At 62.6% G+C, this 16,120-nt stretch carries 12 protein-coding genes; 8 read left to right on the top strand and 4 right to left on the bottom strand.

The annotated features are described in order from the left end of the window. Positions 1-66 precede the first annotated feature (66 nt). The 4 genes from RO009_20880 to RO009_20865 all read right to left on the bottom strand — a co-directional run bounded on the left by RO009_20880 (position 67) and on the right by RO009_20865 (position 3,987). Positions 67-288: a hypothetical protein gene (locus RO009_20880; GenBank protein MDT3687489.1), complete on the bottom strand. Its 222-nt coding sequence runs from the start codon at positions 286-288 to the stop codon at positions 67-69. 60 nt (positions 289-348) lie between these two features. Next, positions 349-2,496 (bottom strand): ParB N-terminal domain-containing protein, encoded by a 2,148-nt coding sequence (locus RO009_20875; protein MDT3687488.1) that lies wholly within the window; start codon positions 2,494-2,496, stop codon positions 349-351. Positions 2,497-2,665: 169 nt separating this feature from the next. Further along, complete coding sequence (locus tag RO009_20870) at positions 2,666-3,037, bottom strand: DUF2958 domain-containing protein (GenBank protein MDT3687487.1); 372 nt, start codon at positions 3,035-3,037, stop codon at positions 2,666-2,668. Next, complete coding sequence (locus RO009_20865) at positions 3,034-3,987, bottom strand: zincin-like metallopeptidase domain-containing protein (GenBank protein MDT3687486.1); 954 nt, start codon at positions 3,985-3,987, stop codon at positions 3,034-3,036. Before RO009_20865 ends, RO009_20870 begins: the two co-directional genes overlap by 4 nt. A 447-nt stretch (positions 3,988-4,434) precedes the next feature. Here RO009_20865 and RO009_20860 point away from each other — a divergent pair, with 447 nt between their 5' ends. The 8 genes from RO009_20860 (at position 4,435) to RO009_20825 (ending at position 16,106) form a co-directional block, all read left to right on the top strand. Then, complete coding sequence (locus RO009_20860) at positions 4,435-4,737, top strand: DUF1778 domain-containing protein (protein MDT3687485.1); 303 nt, start codon at positions 4,435-4,437, stop codon at positions 4,735-4,737. A gap of 3 nt (positions 4,738-4,740) precedes the next feature. Then, entirely contained in the window at positions 4,741-5,253 is a 513-nt protein-coding gene (locus RO009_20855; protein ID MDT3687484.1) for a GNAT family N-acetyltransferase, read from the top strand. 133 nt (positions 5,254-5,386) lie between these two features. After that, positions 5,387-5,581 (top strand): hypothetical protein, encoded by a 195-nt coding sequence (locus tag RO009_20850; protein MDT3687483.1) that lies wholly within the window; start codon positions 5,387-5,389, stop codon positions 5,579-5,581. Next, positions 5,578-8,610: a DEAD/DEAH box helicase family protein gene (locus RO009_20845; protein MDT3687482.1), complete on the top strand. Its 3,033-nt coding sequence runs from the start codon at positions 5,578-5,580 to the stop codon at positions 8,608-8,610. The genes RO009_20850 and RO009_20845 overlap by 4 nt, the downstream gene beginning before the upstream one ends. 10 nt (positions 8,611-8,620) lie before the next feature. After that, positions 8,621-11,410, top strand: coding sequence for a site-specific DNA-methyltransferase (locus tag RO009_20840; GenBank protein ID MDT3687481.1), 2,790 nt, complete (start codon positions 8,621-8,623; stop codon positions 11,408-11,410). Positions 11,411-11,425: 15 nt separating this feature from the next. After that, positions 11,426-12,580: a DUF3883 domain-containing protein gene (locus tag RO009_20835; GenBank protein ID MDT3687480.1), complete on the top strand. Its 1,155-nt coding sequence runs from the start codon at positions 11,426-11,428 to the stop codon at positions 12,578-12,580. A 2-nt stretch (positions 12,581-12,582) separates the two neighbouring features. Next, positions 12,583-14,820 carry a 3'-5' exonuclease gene (locus tag RO009_20830; protein ID MDT3687479.1) on the top strand — a complete coding sequence of 746 codons (2,238 nt, stop codon included), beginning with the start codon at positions 12,583-12,585 and terminating at the stop codon, positions 14,818-14,820. Continuing rightward, positions 14,817-16,106 (top strand): SIR2 family protein, encoded by a 1,290-nt coding sequence (locus RO009_20825; protein ID MDT3687478.1) that lies wholly within the window; start codon positions 14,817-14,819, stop codon positions 16,104-16,106. The genes RO009_20830 and RO009_20825 overlap by 4 nt, the downstream gene beginning before the upstream one ends. Positions 16,107-16,120 lie beyond the last annotated feature (14 nt).

Genomic DNA, 16,120 nt, shown 5'->3' with positions numbered 1-16,120 from the left:
CTCCTGAAAACGCGAAAGCCCGGCGCGATGGCCGGGCTGTTGGGGTTGGATGGAGAGAAGGTCGGGCTAGTAGCCGAACTGCCATGACGGCCAGGGCTGGCCGTCATCAGCGGCCTTCACCGCCTCCTCGAGATAGTCGGCATCGCCTTCCACGACTGTCGGGTTCTCGACGGGCGTTTCGTCGATGACCGTCACGCTGCACACGAGGCCGTCCTCGACCTCGACATGGACGGGCACGAGATACTGGAATACGACGCGGCGAGGCGTGGCCGAGCTGAGCTTGGTCATCGGATTGCTCCTGATCGAGGGGTGGCGGGAGCGGCCGGAGCCGCCCCGCCGTGGGTTCCGTCATTCGGCGGCGATCATCGCCGGGTCGTCGACTTCGCCGTCGCCCGGCTGCTCCTCCTCGTCGTCCGCGAGGAAAGCCGGCAGCGCCTCATCACCGTCGCCCCCGCTCGCCTCGGCGTTGTTTGCCGTGTCGGGATCGGCGGACCGCAGCGGCTCCGGCAGCCAGCCGGTGTCGGCGAGCAGGCGCTCGGCCTCCCTCGCCATCTCCGGCTTCTTGAGGTGGTCGATGAGCTGCGCCTTCTCCTCGCCGAGGGCTTCGCGAACGGCTTCGACGATCCGGCTCTTCGTCACACGGCCAAGATAGTTCGCCACCGTCGGCCGCCATCCGGCCTCCACCATGTCGAGACCGGTGGCGCGCGCCAGCCGATCGGCATCGCGCATGCGCCGGTCGAGACCGTGCTGCGTGACGCCATAGCCGCTATGGGGATTCGGACGCTCGTAGAGAGCGTTGATCCCGTAGCTGACGCAGTGCGCGAGCAGCGCGAGGCGGCTCGCATCGTCGAGCACGGCAATCCAGTCCCACAGCCGATCGTCGTCATCGAGCGGCATGTCCGCCTTCCAGGCTTCCACGCGCGCCTGGATGGTCTTGGCGGAGGCGCTGTCCTTCAGGTCGGGGGCCTGGACGGGGAAGTGGACCTCCCGGACCGAGGCCTCGACGGCGCAGCCGTGCGCGTTGCGCTTGAAGGCATCGAGCACGAGCTTGTGCAGGAGCGCCGTCAGAGCGACGTGCGGGTGGCTGGCGACGGCGTCGCGCAGCGCCAGGGTGCGGTGGGCCGTGAGCTCGATCGCCAGCCGCTCGGGCAGCGGCTTGACGGCATCATCGTCCTCATCATCGTCGCCCTCTGGCTTTTGTCCGCCGATGGTGATAACAGCGCGCTGAACGGACGGCGTTGCAGAAGCACCAGTCCCCCCGTCCTTTCGATCGACCTCGGCGTCACCCCCGTCGACGGCGACGGGCGCCTCGTCCTCCGGTCGCATATAGCCGCGATCGACCACGACGTCGCCGTCGCGATCGACGCTGACGAAGACGCCGGCGCGCGCGATGTCGGCGGGATCGTAGACGACGGGACGCTTCTCGAAGGCTTCGAGCGCCTCCTCGATCTCGCCCAGGCGCTGGTCGATCTCGTCCGGCAGCTCGTCGGCGCCGTCATACTCCGCTTCGAGCCGGTCGTACTCGGCGCGCAGCGCCTCGCGTTCGGCCCGCTCTTTCTCGGTGAGATCGACGAAGGCGCCGCCGATCTTGCGCAGGCCGTGGTCGTAGCCATAGGGCAGATCCAGATCGACCTTGATCCACTTCCAGCCTTCGTTGGCGATCTCGTCGGCCACGGCCTTGAGCTTCTCGCTGACCAGGCGGTGAAGCAGCGCCGGGTCGGCGAGCCAGCCGCCGTTATCGTCCTCGAACAGGTCGCGCAGCACCGCGCCGCCGGCGGCGACATAGGCGTCGATGCCGACAAAGCGCGCACGCTTGTCGGAGGCGGGGATCGTGGTCTCGATCAGCAACTGGCGGATATGCCAGGGCTGCCGATTGTAGGAATGCTGCACGGCCTCCCACACCTGCTCCTGGCGCTGGTGGTCCGGGTTGACGGTGAAGGCCATCAGCATGTCGAGCGTCATGCGCTCCTCGGCATAGGCATCGCGCAGCACGGGCGAGACCGCGTTGAGACGGAGGCGCTGCTTCACGACCTGCACCGTCGTGAGATAGGCCGCGGCGATTTCCTCCTCGGTCATGCCCTTGTCGAGCATGTCCTGGAACGCCCGGAACTGGTCGAGCGGATGAAGTCCGGCGCGCAGCAGGTTCTCGGCGAGGGAGTCGTCCTCGGCGAGGATTCTGGTGTCGGACTTGCGCACAATGCAGGGGACGAGTCCGTCCTTCGGGAAGCGCTTGGCCTTGACCAGGCGCTCGATAGCGCGATAGCGGCGCCCGCCGGCTGGCACCTCGAACATGCCGGTCTCATTGCCGTCCGCGTCGAGGATGGCGCGGACGTTGAGGCCCTGCACGAGGTCCTCGCGCCGGTCGATGTCGTGGACCAGCTCGTCGAGCTCGGCCTCCGGCCGGGTTCGCCGGACATTGGACTCCGAGAGCACGAGCTTGTTGAAAGGGATGTCGCGCGAGCGCGAGAAGACGATCTTCCTGGCAGCCTTTGCCATGTCGGGATACTCCGCGACGGGCGCCGAGAGCCTCTCTCCCGGCTTCCAACCCGTCACGAAGCGAAGCGCCGCCCTCTCACTCTGAGGACGGCGCCTTCCGGCGATCCGGGACGTAGAACCGGAGATGCGCAAAAGCTCATCTCCGGTTCCGCGGGTTTCAGGATGGGCATCACGCATCATCACGCTGAGGCGAAGCCGCTCGGTAGAGGATGCGCTCGGCCGCGCGGATGCTTCCGGCCTGGCGGGCGGCCTCCGCCCAGACCGAGATCGGAAAGTCGCCGGTGAAGAGGATGTCGCGCTCAATCCCCATGCCGAACGGCAGGACGATCGAGGTCAGTTCCTCGAGCGAGAAGCTGCCCAAATCCGGATAGCCGAGGTCGGCGAGGCCGAAGAGCGTATCGCCATCCGCGTCCAGCTCGGTCACGAGCCAGATGCCTTCGCCAAGCGGATTGAAGAACTTGACGACAGGCACATGGTCAGCGCCGCGTTCAAGCCCATTGGCGAGCAGGCGCTCGCGCAGGTCGTCGGTCAGGAGGATCATGCCGCCCTCCTGTCGTTCCCGGATTCATTGGCCGTCTCGGCTTCGGGGAGGAAGGCGAGCAGCCAGTCGGCGGCCTTGCTGGCCTGAGATGCGGCGCGGACGATGGCGCGGTTGTCCTCGCGCAGCACCTCCAGCCAGGAGCCGATGTAGTCGGCATGGCGCACCGTGGGAGTGATGCCGAGGGAGGCGCAGCAGAAGGCGGCGTTCATCTCGGCGACCAGTTCCTCGAAGGCGTACTTCTTCGAGCCGAAGGAGCCGGAGAGATCGCGGCCGAGGCGGGACGCATGGCCTGTCGCGTGGCCGAGCTCATGCAGAGCCGTGCGGTGCCAGTTGATGGTCTCGAAATACGCCTGCGGCGGCGGCACCTGGACGTAGTCCTGCGCGGGCACATAGAAGGCGCGATCGCCGCCGATGCGGAAGTCGATGCCCGTCGCCGTGATCAGCGCCTCGACGCGCGGCTCGATCAGGCCGGGCTCAGGCGCAGGCGGCGCGACGGCAAGATCATCGGGCAGGTCCTCGCACTGCGCGACGTTGAACACGGTGAAGCGCTTCAAGAACGGAATGGCCTGCGCTTCCTCGCCGGTCTCCTGCGCGCGCTTCTTCTCATCGTCGGGGATGAAGCGATCGGCGTAGACGACGGTGGTGCCGCGCTCGCCCTTGCGGACATGGCCGCCGAGCGACAGCGCCTGGCGGAAGGTCAGCCAGCTCTGGACCGGAAAGCCGTGCTCGATGACCGCGCCCCAGAGGATCAGCACGTTGATCCCTGAGTAGGTGCGGCCGGTGGCGGCGTTCGCCGGCATGGCGAGCGGCGCCTTCGCCGCCGCCGTCCCCCACGGCTGAACCCAGGGCACGCGGCCTTCCTCCAGCTCGGCGATGATCTTGTTGGTGATGTCGTCGTAGAGGCTCGCCCGGTCGGCGCCGGAGCGAGTATTGCGTTGGTGTCTGGACATCGCGGTTCTCCGCGACGGGCGCCGGAGGCCTCTCCTCCAGCCCTCAACCCGTCACGGCAAACCCGGTCCGCACTCTCACTCTCTATAGGGGGCGTTGCGGGGGGCTCCCCGCTAGAAGGGGTCGGCCGAGACCTTGGCTTGGCCGCAGGGGAAGGCTTTCCCTCATTTAGTTTGATGCGGGATATCGTAGCCTGGCTACGATCCAGTCATGGAATTCAAACCCGCCACGGTTGCACTTCGGCCGGGAGCTTTCTCAGCCCTGGGCCAAGCTCGGTCCATCCCAGTTGCCGAAGGCAGCGATCGGCCGTGGGTGTCCCGTTAGGTGATGGATGCTGAAGCCGTGAAGCAGGACCAGAAGGACACAGGAATCCTCGTGACCCCGAGCGCGAAGGTCTCTTGAATTGCCCGGCCATTGGCCGTACATTAAGGGGAGATGGAGGTACTTGGATGGCCGAAGCAATACGGAAGCCGACTCGCGGCCGGGTTCGCGGTGAACGTCTCGAGACCCGCGTGACGGTCGAGCAGAAGAAACTCATCGAGCGCGCCGCGGCGCTGCAGGGGCGCACCGTGACCGATTTCGTGCTGACGAGCGTGCAGGACGCGGCCCGACGCGCGATCGAGGAACACAGCCAACTCGCTCTCTCACTGCGTGACAGCGAGGCGTTCGTTGATGCGCTGCTGAACCCGAAGCCGGTCAATGATCGCCTTCGTGAGACGGTCCGCCGTTATCGCGAACGTGCCGGCGTCTGACGCGTGCCTCGCAGGATCGAAGCAAAGCTCCGCGTCGAGCCGCTGTCTTCGAGCCATGACCGATCGGAGTTCGAGAGCGGGGTAGAGCCGCTCGACAGATACTTTCGGACGCAGGCTGGGCAGGGCGCGCGGAAGAACATGGCCGCGCCTTTCGTCCTGGTGCTGTCGGATGCGACGATCGCGGGATACTACACGCTCTCCGCAACGTCTGTGCAGCTCGGCGAGCTGCCGGCGCAAACGGTGCGGAAGCTGTCGAGATATCCGCTGGTCCCGGCGACGCTTGTGGGGCGACTCGCAGTGGATCGGCATCATCAGGGAAAAGGTTATGGACGGTTTCTCTTGGCCGATGCCCTGCATCGGGCGGCCCGGAGCGAGATCGCCTCATTCGCGGTGATCGTGGATGCGAAGTATGAGAACGCGCGGCGCTTCTACGAACGCGAGAGCTTCTTGCCATTTCCGGATCAGCCAATGAAGCTGTTTCGGCCGATGGCGGATATACGAAGACTGTTCGATTGAATTACTGGCTGCGATTCCTGGACGTGCCGCATCTGGAGCAGCTTCCGGGTCTCCGGGGAACCTGGAGTGACTGTAGCCCCGCTTCCCGTAGTCGCCGCTATGCAAATGTGTATCCATTGGCTACACTACCACAATGGCAGGTAAGGACGCCGGACTTCGCATAAGGGTTGAGCGCGGGCTGCGTGACGATTTCCTTGAGATCTGTCGTGCCCAGGATAGGCCGGCGGCTCAGGTGATACGGGAGTTCATGCGGCGATACGTCTCCGAGAACGAGGCGGCGCGCGAGGCAGGCCGAAAGCTGCCTGCCGATCGGGGGGATCAGCGGTGACGCAGCACTTCTTTGAACATCCGATTCTGAATTCGCCATACGGCTATCCCGCCCACCATTGGGAATTGGTCGACGGGCAGCCCACGAACAGAATCCTCGAGACAAGACGGCGCTCGGAGCTCATCACGCCGGTGCCGCAGCCCAAGAAGCGGCGGCAGAAGCGCGGCCAAAAGGAAATGGTCTTCGACGAAGGCAAGGGCCTGTCGACCGAGGAGCAGGAGTACAACCCCACCCCGATTATCAATGAAATCCGCTCCTACGTGGATAGCTGGCGCAACCTGCCCAATCCGAACGATTGGCAGGTGACACCTGAGACGGCGCGGCTACTTCAGCACTGGCGCCATCATCCCTTCCAGAGCCAGCGCCCCTTCTTCTGTCAGGTCGAGGCCGTCGAAACGGCGATCTGGCTGACGGAGGTCGCGCCGAAGCTCGGCAAACGTACCGAGAAGTTCTGGGCGCATATCGAAGGAGCGAACGCCCAGGCGAACCCCGAACTGCTTCGCCTTGCCCTGAAGCTCGCGACCGGCGCCGGCAAGACAACGGTCATGGCGATGCTGATCGCCTGGCAGACCGTCAATGCCGTGCGCCATCCGGGCAGCAAACATTTCTCGCGCGGCTTTCTGATCATCGCCCCCGGCATCACGATCCGCGACCGCCTGCGGGTGTTGATGCCCAACGATCCCGACAGCTACTACAAGAGCCGCGAGCTTGTTCCGAGTGACATGATCGCCGATATCGACCGCGCCAAGATCGTCATCACCAACTATCACGCCTTCAAGCTGCGCGAGCGTATGGAGGTGTCGAAAGGAACGCGCGCCGCCATTGAAGGCTGGCGCGGCGAAACGCTCCAGACGCTCGAGACCGAAGGGCAGATGATCCAGCGGGTCATGCCCGAGCTGATGGGGCTCAAGAACGTCGTCGTCCTGAATGACGAAGCGCATCACTGCTATCGCGAGCGGGCGCAGGCTGAGGACGTTGAAGATCTCAAGGGCGAAGAAAAGGACGAAGCGAAGAAGAACAATGAGGCGGCGAGGCTCTGGATTTCTGGGATCGAGGCGGTCAAGCGCAAACTTGGTGTGCGCGCGGTCTATGATCTGTCCGCAACGCCCTTCTTCCTGCGCGGCTCCGGCTATGCCGAAGGCACGCTTTTCCCGTGGACGGTCAGCGATTTCTCGCTGATGGATGCGATCGAGTGCGGGATCGTGAAGCTGCCACGCGTGCCCGTCGCCGACAATGTGCCGGGCGGCGATACGCCGAAGTTCAGAAATCTGTGGGAGCACATCGGCAAGAAGCTACCGAAGAAGGGGCGCGGCGCCGGCGCCAAGCTCGATCCGCTGAGCCTTCCCGTCGAGCTGCAAACCGCGCTCGACGCCCTGTATGGTCATTATCAAAAGACCTTCGACCTTTGGGAGCAGGCCGGCATTGCCGTGCCGCCGGTCTTCATCGTGGTCTGCAACAACACCGCGACTTCGAAACTCGTCTATGACTATATATCCGGCTTCCAGCGCGAGAATGATGACGGCACCAGCACGCTGGAGAATGGCCGGCTTCCGCTGTTCCGGAATTTCGATGAGCACGGCAACCGTCTGCCGCGGCCGCGCACGCTGCTGATCGACAGCGAACAGCTCGAATCCGGCGAAGCGTTAGATAAGGACTTTCGGGAAATGGCTGCCGACGAAATCGACCGCTTCCGGCGGGAGATCGTCGAGCGCACCGGCGACGTCCGCGCCGCCGACAACATCACCGACCAGGATCTTCTGCGGGAGGTGATGAACACCGTCGGCAAGAAAGACCGCCTGGGCGAGCAGGTGCGCTGCGTGGTCTCGGTGTCGATGCTCACCGAGGGGTGGGATACCAACACGGTCACGCACATTCTCGGCATCCGCGCCTTCGGCACGCAGCTTCTCTGCGAGCAGGTCGTCGGCCGCGGCCTGCGCCGCCAGTCATACGACCTGAATGAAGAGGGTCTCTTCAATGTGGAATATGCCGACATTCTCGGCATCCCGTTCGACTTCGCCGCGAAACCCGTCGTCGCCCCGCCGGCCAAGCCGCGCGAAACGATCCGCGTCCATGCCGTCAGCCCGGAGAGGGATGCGCTGGAAATCCGGTTCCCGCGCGTCGAGGGGTATCGCGTCGAGCTGCCGAACGAGCAGCTGACCGCCCGCTTCGACAAGGATTCGGTTCTGGAGCTGACGCCCGCCCTTGTCGGGCCGTCCATCACCAAGAACCAGGGCATCATCGGCGAGGGCGTGGATCTGACGGTCGAGCACCTCAACGACATGCGCCGCTCGACCATCCTCTTCCACCTGGCCAAGCACCTTCTCTATCAGAAGTACCGCGATCCCGGCGAGGCGCCGAAGCTGCACCTCTTCGGTCAGCTCAAGGCGATCGCCCGCCAGTGGCTGGAGGGCGGCTACCTCAAGTGCACCGGCGGCACCTATCCGGCGCAGCTCCTTTATCAGGAGATCGCCGATATGGCCTGCGAGCGAATCAAGGCCGCCATCACTGTGACGCTCGCCGGCGACAATCCCGTCAAGGCCATCCTCGATCCGTACAACCCGACCGGCTCGACGCGCTACGTCAACTTCACGACGTCGAAGGAGACGCGTTGGCAGACCGATCCGCGCAAATGCCACATCAACTGGGTCATCTGCGACAGCGACTGGGAAGCCGAATTCTGCCGTGTCGTGGAATCGCATCCGCGTGTGCGCGCCTATGTGAAGAACCAGAACCTCGGCCTGGAAGTGCCGTATCTGACGGGCGCGACGCCGCGCCGCTACATCCCTGACTTTATCGTCCGGATCGATGACGGCGAGGAAGAGCCGCTCAATCTGATTGTCGAGGTGAAGGGCTATCGCGACGAGAACGCGAAGGAGAAGGCGAACACCATGCGCGCCTATTGGGTGCCGGGCGTGAACAATCTCGGGAAGTTCGGCCGGTGGGCGTTCGCGGAGTTCACGGCGGTCTATGAGATGGACGCGGGTTTCAAAGCATTGGTCGATCAATTCGTGAAGAAGAAGGCGGCGTGAGGGGGCCTGAATGAGCAGGAGCAGAAACAAGACGATCGAGGTCGAAGCCCTCACTCACAAGGATGCGAAGCGCCGCAACATCCCGACCGCCGAGTTCGAGAGCCTGATGCGGGAGGAAGACAAGTCTCCCATCCAGCTCGCTTACGAACGCCGCAACCGCGATCTCGACCCGCAGCTCGTCTGGCGCGGCAAGGACGAGCAGGACTGGTCCGATCTGATCGTTCAAGCCCCGCCGCTTTACATCCAGGAGAAGGTGCACCCAAAGGTCCTGATCGACGATCTGCGCCGCGAGTCGAAGGAGCGGGCGAAGGAGAAGGCGCCGCCGCTGCCGGACCTATTCGGCGACTTCAACGGCCTCCACGACATCGAGGCGAAGACCGAGTTCTATGCCCACGACCAGAACTGGTCTAACCGCATGATCCTGGGCGATTCCTTAAGCGTTATGGCAAGCCTCGCCGAGCGCGAAGGACTGCGCGGGCAGGTGCAGTGCATCTTTATAGACCCGCCCTACGGCATCAAATTCAACTCCAACTTCCAGTGGTCGACGACCAGCCGCGACGTGAAGGACGGCGCGAAGGATCACATCACGCGCGAGCCCGAGCAGGTGCGCGCGTTTCGGGATACGTGGCGCGACGGCATCCACTCCTATCTCACTTATCTTCGCGATCGCCTCACTGTGGCGCGTGACCTCCTGCACGAGAGCGGCAGCATCTTCGTACAGATCGGCGACGAGAATGTGCATCGCGTTCGGGCGCTGATGGACGAGGTATTTGGTGAGCGTAATGCAGTGGCGATGATTGCGTTCACAAAGGGTGCTACAGGTCTGTCAGCCAGTGATCGTATGCCGGCGCGATTGGACTACATACTTTGGTACGGCAGGAGCGAGAGCGTACCGGTCAAATTCCGTCAACTCTATACGCTTAAGAACGCAGAGGATGATCCAAACTTCTCCTGGTTGATACTCCCTACCGGCGAGCGGGTGAGAGTTACCGAGTGGGAAAAGAATGGTTCGCCGAAGCCCGCAGGAAGTCGCCTCGGTCAGGACGTATCACTTACAAAGCCGGGACCCGGCGCAAAATACGAGATTGAATACCGTGGCAGGATATTTGACTCGGGGAGACGGTGGTGGGGCACAACCAAGGCCCAACTTGAGAGGGCACTCAAGACAGGTCGGATCATTGTTATTGGGAACTCTCTCAGGCACCTTCGATATCTGGATGAAAGCAGCCTTACGGCAATCGGGAATCTTTGGGACGGCTTCCTAGGTCAATCATCGCCGGTTTACGTCGTCCAGACAAATACTGATATCGTTCAGCGCTGTATATTAATGGCGACTGATCCGGGCGACTTGGTTCTTGATCCTACCTGCGGCTCCGGCACGACCGCTTATGTTGCTGAGCAATGGGGCCGGCGCTGGATCACAATTGATACATCCCGCGTCGCGATGGCGCTCGCTCGATCGCGCATCATGGGCGCACGATATCCGTATTACCTGCTGGCCGACTCGCCCGAAGGGCAAATGAAGGAAGCGGAAATCACGCGCTCCGCCCCGCGCACGACGCCGACCCACGGCAATATCCGCCTAGGTTTCGTCTATGAGCGCGTGCCCCACATCACGCTGAAATCCATCGCCAACAATGCCGAGATCGATGTGATTTGGGAGAAGTGGCAGGAGACGCTGGAGCCGCATCGCTCTGTGCTCAACAAGGCGCTGTCGAAATCCTGGGAGGAATGGGAAATCCCCCGCGAAGCGGAGGAGAAGTGGCCCACGGCCGCGAAGGAGGCGCACGCCAAATGGTGGGAAGCGCGCATCGCCCGGCAGAAGGAAATTGACGCCTCGATCGCCGCCAGGGCCGAGTTCGCGTATCTCTACGACAAGCCTTACACCGACAGCTCGCGCGTGCGCGTCGCCGGGCCGTTCACGGTCGAAAGCCTGTCGCCGCATCGCGTCGTCGCGATCGATGCGGACGATCGGCTGATGGAGGGTGTGGCCGAGCCCGGACGCCGGTATCGCCACAACGGCTCTGGCACGCCGGAAGACTTCGCGGACATGATCCTCGAGAACCTCAAGGCCGCCGGCGTGCAGCAGGCGCAGAAGGAAGACCGGATCACATTTGCTTCGCTCACCGGCTGGCCAGGGAGATATATCTGCGCCGAAGGCAAATTCATGGAGGGCGACAAGGAGAGGCGAGCCGGCATTCTCGTCGGTCCCGAGTTCGGCACTGTCTCGCGCCCCGACCTTGTCGCGGCCGCCCGCGAGGCCGGCGATGCGGGGTTCGATGTGCTGATCGCCTGCGCCTTCAACTACGATGCCCATTCGGCCGAGTTCGACAAGCTGGGACGCGTGCCCGTGCTCAAGGCGCGTATGAATCCCGACCTGCACATGGGCGATGATTTGAAGGCAACAGGCGCGGGCAATCTGTTCGTCGTGTTCGGCGAGCCCGACATCGACATCGAGAATCTCAAGGACGGGATGATCCGCGTCAAGATCAACGGCATCGACGTGTTCAAGCCGCAGACCGGGGAGATCGAAAGCGGTGGGCCGGAATCGATCGCTCTGTGGATGATCGACACCGACTACAACGAGGAGAGCTTCTTCGTTCGCCACGCTTACTTCCTAGGCGCAAACGGTCCCTACAGGGCGCTCAAGACAACGCTCAAAGCCGAGATCGACGAGGAGGCGTGGGCAAGCCTGAACCGCGACGTGTCACGTCCGTTCCCAAGACCGGCCTCAGGCCGCATCGCTGTGAAGGTCATAAATCACCTTGGCGACGAGGTGATGAAGGTCTTTTCGATTTAGTGGTGGGGAAACGACGTGTCGCGGGGGCTCGATTACTGCGAACTCAGATTTCATGGCCTCAGCCGGCTTCCGTTAGCCTTGGCTGGGCTGGTCACCACCGGCTGGCGAGTTGAAGCGGCCCCAGCGGCGCGCTCATTACCACGAAACGGCCAGACATTGAGTCTGTTGGCCGGCACGGAAGACAAGAGAGTTCGTCTCTTCGCCTACACCGTAACGGAATCCAGTCGAAACAGGCCCCATGAACGTCGTGTAGAGATCACTAGTACGTATCCCGGTGGCTTACCGATCGCCAGGCACTACACAGACGTGGTGGTGGCGTTTGACCGGGAATCGAATGGATGGGTTGGGCTGGACAATAGACGATTGTCGCACGGCGGTCCGACACACAATGCCTCGTCTTTTGTCCCCTCGTCTGGGTTTAAGAAGATCGTCAGGGGCGACATCACTATTCTTCCGATGGAAACAAATCTATTCGAAACCGAATTCGCTGCGTTCTTTCATGCAGAACAGCTCGCGGAGTACATTTTCAATGCCGAACAGATACACGCAGGCACGTACAATGGAGCCGGAATATTTTCGGGCGCCATATCGAAACCAGCGCCGGTGGGACTTTCTGTTCGCAGCGATACGCTCTGCGGCGATGATATCGTTTTCCGTGCGCCGGTGCCTCGAAGGAAAAAAATAGCCGTAAATACTAGCCTTATTTCAGCTTATCAGGATGGCTTGATCGCAGACGTTAAGGGTCGCGAGATTACGCGTGAGCAGCTTCTGGAGTTGAAACGACGTTGTGACGAGATTGGTCTTAATGGTGAACGCTGGGTGCTTTCATATGAAAGACGCCGATTGAAGCGGGCCGGCCGCCACGACCTCGCGGATAAGATTGAATGGGTGAGCCAAACCAGCCCTTTTGCCGGCTTTGATATCTCGTCATTCGACGCTAGCGGAGATCGTCGGCACATCGAAGTCAAGGCTACTATTTCAGGCCGCCGGAAGTTTGAAATGACTGAAAACGAGTGGGCTTCAGCACAATCGCTACGCGCGAGTTATAACATCTATAGAGTGACTTCATTAGAGACATATCCCGCCTTAAAGATCTTCGTAGACCCGGTCGCCTTGCTGGAAAGCGGCGTACTTACACGAAGAGCAGCAAATTGGTTGGTGGAGTACTGAACGTGGAGTTCCGGATCGCCGATACTTTCACGGATTCTCTGCTGCGTCTGACGGCGCAGGAGCAGAAGGCCGTGAAGACGACGGCGTTCGATCTTCAGCTCAACCCGGCGGCGCCGGGCATGAAGTTCCACAAGATCGACCGCGCGAGGGACCCGAATTTCTGGTCGGTGCGCGTTAACGCGGACATCCGCCTGATCGTGCACAAGTCGGCAGCCAGCCTGCTGCTTGTGTATGTCGATCATCATGATGACGCCTACAAATGGGCTGAGCGGCGCAAGATCGAACGCCACCCGACGACGGGGGCGATGCAGCTTGTGGAGATTCGCGAGCGGGTCCAGGAGATCGAGGTTCCGCGGCTCGCGGCGGAAGAGCCCGAGCCTGTAGCTGCGGCCGCACCCACGCCGATTAAGCCGAAGCTGTTCGAGAATCTGCGCAAGTTTGAGCTGATGGCCTTCGGCGTGCCGGAGGAATGGATAGATGACGTGCGGGCAGCCGATGAAGACACGCTGTTCGATGTCATCACGCATCTGCCGCAAGAGGCGCAGGAAGCGATCCTGAGGCTTGCGGTCGGCGAAAGGCCCGAGCCGCCGAAGGTGTTGCCGGTCGAGGCCGATCCGTTCACGCACCCGGATGCGCAGCGGCGCTTCCGCGTGCTCACCAATGTCGAGGAACTCGAACGCGCCCTCGAATACCCTTGGGAAAAATGGGCCGTCTTTCTTCATCCAGACCAGCGCGCTTTGGTGGAACGCTCTTTCGGCGGGCCGGCCCGGATTTCAGGGTCGGCGGGCACCGGCAAGACCATCGTCGCGCTGCATCGTGCCGTGCACCTTGCGCGACAATCGCCGGACTCACGGGTGCTGCTGACGACGTTCTCGACCGCACTTGCCAATGCCCTGCGGGTCAGGCTCAGCCACCTTGCCGGCAATGAGCCATCCGTCGCCGGGCGCATCGTCATCGAAGGAATCTTCGACCTCGCGCGCCGTCTTTACACCGAGCGCTTCGGCGCCCCGTCGATTGCGGCGGAGGATGCGATCCGGGCGATGCTGGCTGACGCCGCCAGGAAGGCAGAGCCGGCGCGGTTCGATACGAACTTTCTGCTGAATGAATGGACCGATGTCGTTGACGCCTGGAGCCTGCAAAGCTGGGAAGAATACCGCGATGTCGCGCGTCTTGGACGCAAGACCAGGATCGGCGGCAAGCAGCGCGAGCAGCTTTGGGACATATTCAGTGGGCTGCGAACGGCGCTCGACGCGCGCGGTCTGACCACCTGGCCGGGCGTGTTTGCGCGCCTGACCGCTGGCCTGTCCGATGGCGGCAAGCGGCCATTCGACTTCGTCGTTGCCGACGAGGCGCAGGACCTTGGCGTTGCGCCGCTGCGCTTTCTTGCGGCGCTTGCGGGAGGGAGGCCGGATGGTCTCTTCCTCGCCGGCGATCTGGGGCAGCGCATTTTCCAGACGCCGTTTTCATGGAAGGCGCTCGGCGTGGATGTTCGGGGGCGATCGCACACGCTGCGCATCAACTACCGCACCTCGCACCAGATCAGGGCGCAGGCCGACCGCCTGCTGCCGCAGGCACTCGCCGACGTTGACGGGCTTGTCGAAAGCCGCAGAGGCACGGTCTCCGTCTTCAACGGCCCGCCACCCGTGATCAAAGTCGTGCCGAACGCGGAGAAGGAGACGGAAGTGGTCGCTGCCTGGATTAGCGAGCGCCTGCGTGAAGGTTATCAGCTGCATGAAATCGGCGTGTTTGTCAGGGCCGAGCCGCAGATGGAGCGCGCCCGGAAGGCCGTGCGGCTTGCCAAGGCGGATTGCGTTGAATTGGGCGAAGACGCCGCCTCGGCTGCGGGCAAGGTTGCCATCAGCACGATGCACCTTGCCAAGGGCCTTGAGTTCCGCGGCGTCTCCGTCATGGCGTGCGATGACGGTGTGCTGCCGCTCGAAGAGCGGATCGAGGCCGTCTCCGACGAATCCGATCTCGAAGAGGTCTACAACACGGAGCGCCATCTGCTTTACATCGCCTGCACCCGCGCCCGCGACTGCCTGCTGATCACCGGCGTTGCCCCGGCATCGGAGTTTCTTGCGGACCTGACCGTCAGCACGGCCGAGCCTGGTGCCGGTCATGAGGCAAGCGGCATGGCCTCGGCGCGAAACGCTGCGGGGGAGCGCGCCATGAACGCGGTTGAGCACTTTCCGATAGGGGAGGGCTTCCCTCATGCAATGCGGGAAAGGTGGTCGCGATGACCGGCGCGAAATGGGAGCACGATCATATTGTCCATATTGGCGGCGAAACGGAGACGCCCGCCGATCCGGCCAGCGAAACCGGGGCATGGCGCAAGCGAATCGAACCGTGGTTATCGGCCATCTTTCAGTCCGAACACCTCGCTCTCCTTCTTGGCAGCGGTTTCACGACCAGCATTGCGATTAACGCGGGGGGTGCGGCCGTCGGCATGAATAAGGCTGTGTTCGGCTGTGCTCATGAGGATAGGGTCAACGCCCATGCAGATAAAATGGCGTCTGCAATGGGTCGTGGCGCAGCGAATATCGAAGACCAGCTCTCGGCTGCGCTTTCTCTGCTGTCGGGTTTGCAGATTCTGGAGCATGCAGACGCGGCGGCATGGGAAGCAGCCATTGACAAGGTTCTTACCGAGTTCATCAAAGAAGTACTTGCGACTGAAAAGGGCATACGCGATGGACTGGATAAGTCGCCTGCTTCAGGCGGCCCGCTCGCGCGGGAAATTCTAGTTTCCTTCCTGATGAGCTTTGCAAGCCGCGCCGCATCAAGGGAACGGTTGCGCATATTTACCACCAACTACGACCGCCTGATCGAGCGCGGCTGTGACCTCGCGGGCCTGAGAATCGTGGACCGCTTCGTTGGGGCAATTGAGCCCGAATTCAGATCCTCGCGCCTTCAGGTCGATATGCATTACACGCCGCCGGGTATACGCGGCGAACCTCGTCACCTGGAAGGCGTCGTGCATGTCAGCAAGCTGCATGGGTCGTTGGACTGGCGGTACGAACAACCACGCCTGTACCGCACCTCACTGCCTTTCGGCGCCGACGACACGCACCCGGCTGTTCCTGCGAGTCCGCGTCAGTCGGTGATGATCTATCCGAACGCGATCAAGGATGTGGAGACCGCCGCCTATCCATATGCTGACCTATTCCGTGATTTCTCGTCGGCCATCTGCCAGCCGAACTGCGTGCTCGTCACTTACGGCTATGGTTATGGCGACGATCACGTCAACAGGGTCATCGCAGACATGCTGACGATCCCGTCAACCCACCTGGTAATCTTGGCTTGGGATCAGAAACCGCACGAAAGAATCGCTTCGTTTGTTGCGCGTGTAGGGCGGCCCCAGCAGCTGTCGCTGCTCGTTGGCACACATTTCGGCGACATCCGGCAACTGGTCGAGCACTACCTGCCGAAGCCTGCCATCGATCCGCTCACCATCCGCATGACCGAGCTGGTTGAGCGGCGCGGCAAACTCGCGGGCACCGAGCAAGGCGCCGGCGGCGCGGTGTCATGACCAGCATCGTCGAA

The organism is Pseudorhodoplanes sp. (genome assembly GCA_032027085.1).
In the GTDB taxonomy this organism is placed as follows: Bacteria; Pseudomonadota; Alphaproteobacteria; order Rhizobiales; family Xanthobacteraceae; genus Pseudorhodoplanes.
The sequence above is the reverse complement of the archived record's forward strand: the minus strand, read 5'-3'. Positions and strand labels throughout refer to the sequence as shown.